Below are 2,897 nucleotides of genomic sequence, written 5' to 3'. Positions count from 1 at the left end.
TTGATGACGTGGGTCACGTCGTCCACGTCGATGCCGCGGGCGGCGACGTCGGTGGCGATGAGGACGTCCTTCTTCCCCGTGCGGAACGCGGTCATGGCCCGCTCGCGCTGGTCCTGGCCGAGGTCGCCGTGCACGGCCGCGGCCGCGAAGCCGCGATCCGTCAGCTCCTCCACGAGCCGAGCGGCGGCGCGCTTCGTGCGGGTGAAGATCACGGTCTTGCCGCGGCCCTCCGCCTGCAGGATGCGGGCGACGACCTCGTCCTTGTCGAGCGAGTGCGCCCGGTAGACGATGTGCTCGATGTTCTTCTGGGTGATGCCCTCGTCCGGGTCCGTCGCGCGGATGTGCACCGGCCGGTTCATGAAGCGGCGGGCGAGCGCGACGATCGCGCCCGGCATCGTCGCGGAGAACAGCATCGTGTGCCGCGTCGCGGGCGTCTGGGCGAACAGCTTCTCGATGTCGGGCAGGAACCCGAGGTCGAGCATCTTGTCCGCCTCGTCCAGCACCATCTCGCGCACGTCGGCGAAGGAGATCAGCCGCTGGCCGGCGAGGTCGAGCAGCCGGCCGGGGGTGCCGACGATGATCTGGGCGCCGGCCTTCAGCGCCTCGATCTGGCCCTCGTAGGCCTTGCCGCCGTAGATGGCGGCGACGGTCGTCGGGCGGTTCGCGGTCGCCATCACGAGGTCCTCCGCGACCTGCACGCACAGCTCGCGGGTCGGGACGACGACCAGCACCTTGACGCCCGGCTCCGGGTCGTGGCCGAGGCGCTGGATGATCGGCAGGCCGAAGCCGAGCGTCTTGCCGGTGCCGGTCTTGGCCTGGCCGATGATGTCCTGGCCGGAGAGGCCGAGGGGGATGGTCTGGGCCTGGATGGGGAATGGCTCGAGGATGCCGTGGGACGCGAGGGCGTCGACCAGGTCCTGGTCGACGCCGAGGGAAGCGAATGTCAAGAGAGCGGGTGCCTGTCGTGTGGCGCGCGGTGGCGCGCATGCTGCCGCGGATCGCGGAACGGATCGCGCGGGGGTGCGCCGTGATCGTGCGTTCCTGACCGGCGCAGGCGGGCCCGCTCCACGGCGGGCTCCGTGGGGCATCCTACCCCGCTGCCAATATGCTTGACGGGTGATCCGACCGGGACGACGGCGCCCGACCGCGCCGCGGTCCCGTCGCGGGACGCCTCCGCGGGTCGACCGCATCGCCCTCGGCGACCTGCGGCCGGACCCGGAGGCGCTGCTCGGGCGCGTCGCCTACCTGCGGCTCGCGCTGTTCGAGACCTCCTCCGCGGTGGCCGGACGGGCGACGGACCTGGCCGACCGCGAGGCGATCACGCGGGTCGCCGCGGTCGTGCTCGAGCAGCACACCGAGCTGGCGCGGCTGATCGAGTCGAACGGGCTCGTGCCCGCCGTCGTGATGCACCCATACACCGCGGACATCGACCGGTACCGCCGCCGGATCGCGGAGTCCGGCTGGCACGAGTCGGTGCTGACGCTGCACCTCGCCGCGGGGCTGCTGGACGACTTCTTCGCGGCGCTCGCGGGCGGCGTGCCCGGCCAGGACGGCGCCAGGATCGCCGCGCTGCTCGAGCGCGACATCGGCCACGACGCGCTGGTCGCCGTGCTGCAGACCGGTATCGGCGCCGACGCGCGCCTCGCCTCCCGCCTCGCCCTGTGGGGCAGGCGGCTGGTCGGCGACACCCTGCTGCTCGCACGCGGAGCCCTCGCCGACGTCGCCGACGCCGAGGGGCACCCCGCGACGACGGAGCAGCGCCGTGTCGAGCCGATCATGAACGACCTGATCGCCGCGCACTCCCGCCGGATGGACCGGCTCGGCCTCACGGCCTAGGCCGGGCGGGCACCCTGCCGCGCGCTGCCCCGTCCGTGCCGCGTGCAGGTCCGCGTGCGGTGTGCAGGTCAGGAGGGGGCGTCTCGTCCTGCGCCACGGACGTGATCCTGCACGCGGCACGCCACAGCCGTCGCGACGGGGGCGTCGCGCCGCGGCGCCTGCAGACGGTCGTGACGGACGCAGGCCCGATCCGTCCGATCCGGCCTGCGCCCTCCACATCGGCCTGCGTCGGCCGCACCACGGACGCCGACATCACCGTGCGCGGCCCCGATGAGGAGCTCGCCCCCGGCAGGACGGCGCCAGGTCCGCTCAGGCCCGCGCCAGTGCCGCCTCGTCGTGCAGGTGCCTGCTGCGGCGGAGCACCGCGCCCACCGCGGCGGAGGACAGCACGGCCGCCAGCAGCGACGCGAGCCACATGACCGCGCCGCCGTCCTCGACGCCCGCCCAGGTCAGCCCGACCCAGACGATCGCGCACGCGACGCCCGCGACCGCCGGCAGCAGCAGCACGCCCGTCAGCGCGCGCAGCGGCAGCACCGCGTGCGCCGCCAGCCCGAGGACGATCGCGACCGTCTCGGCGTAGATCAGCTGCACGTCAGGCGACGAACCCGACGCGGCGCGTGCGCTCGCTGCCGACCTCGACGTACGCGAGGGTCGCGACCGGCACCAGGTACAGGCGCCCGTTCTCGTCGGTGAGCGTGAAGTGCGACGCCTGCTTCTCGATCGCGTCGCCGATCGTCTTCTGGACCGCCGCAGGCGACTCGGCGCTCTCGAACGCGAGCTCCCGGCCGGAGTTCTGGATCCCGATGCGCACCTCCACGAGGCGCCCCCTTTCGACGTGTGCGGCCGATCGGCGATCGGCCCCGGCCAGTATCCCGCGACCGCCGCTGAACAGGTCGCCGCGTCCGCGGTGGGCGGACAGCCCGACCGGTGTCGGAGCCGCCGCCTACCGTCCCTGCTGTGCTGAGGACCCCCGAGCTCGACGACGACCAGCGCGCCGTGCTCGGCCTGCTGGACGGCGCCTCCGCGGTCGTGCTCGGCGCCCCGGGCACCGGCCGCCCGAC

At 74.0% G+C, this 2,897-nt stretch carries 4 protein-coding genes; 1 reads left to right on the top strand and 3 read right to left on the bottom strand.

All coding sequences use genetic code 11. The features are described 5' to 3' along the window. The coding region (locus ACFE60_RS18605) for a DEAD/DEAH box helicase (protein ID WP_375390335.1) at positions 1-947 on the bottom strand (947 nt) is incomplete at its 3' end. 169 nt (positions 948-1,116) lie between these two features. On the opposite strand from ACFE60_RS18605, the gene ACFE60_RS18600 reads away from it, so the two are divergent. After that, positions 1,117-1,836 carry a ferritin-like fold-containing protein gene (locus tag ACFE60_RS18600; RefSeq protein WP_375390334.1) on the top strand — a complete coding sequence of 240 codons (720 nt, stop codon included), beginning with the start codon at positions 1,117-1,119 and terminating at the stop codon, positions 1,834-1,836. Positions 1,837-2,145: 309 nt separating this feature from the next. Here the strand turns inward: ACFE60_RS18600 and ACFE60_RS18595 are convergent, their stop codons facing one another. Both ACFE60_RS18595 and ACFE60_RS18590 read right to left on the bottom strand, forming a co-directional pair. Further along, positions 2,146-2,427, bottom strand: a complete 282-nt coding sequence (locus ACFE60_RS18595) for a hypothetical protein (protein ID WP_375390333.1) — start codon at positions 2,425-2,427, stop codon at positions 2,146-2,148. Between the two features lies 1 nt (position 2,428). Then, complete coding sequence (locus tag ACFE60_RS18590; protein WP_375390332.1) at positions 2,429-2,653, bottom strand: DUF3107 domain-containing protein; 225 nt, start codon at positions 2,651-2,653, stop codon at positions 2,429-2,431. Between the last annotated feature and the right edge of the window lie 244 nt (positions 2,654-2,897).

Source organism: uncultured Amnibacterium sp. (assembly GCF_964245895.1).
In the GTDB taxonomy this organism is placed as follows: domain Bacteria; phylum Actinomycetota; class Actinomycetes; order Actinomycetales; family Microbacteriaceae; genus Amnibacterium.
Note: the sequence above shows the minus strand (reverse complement) of the source record. Positions and strands in the feature narration are given on the sequence as shown.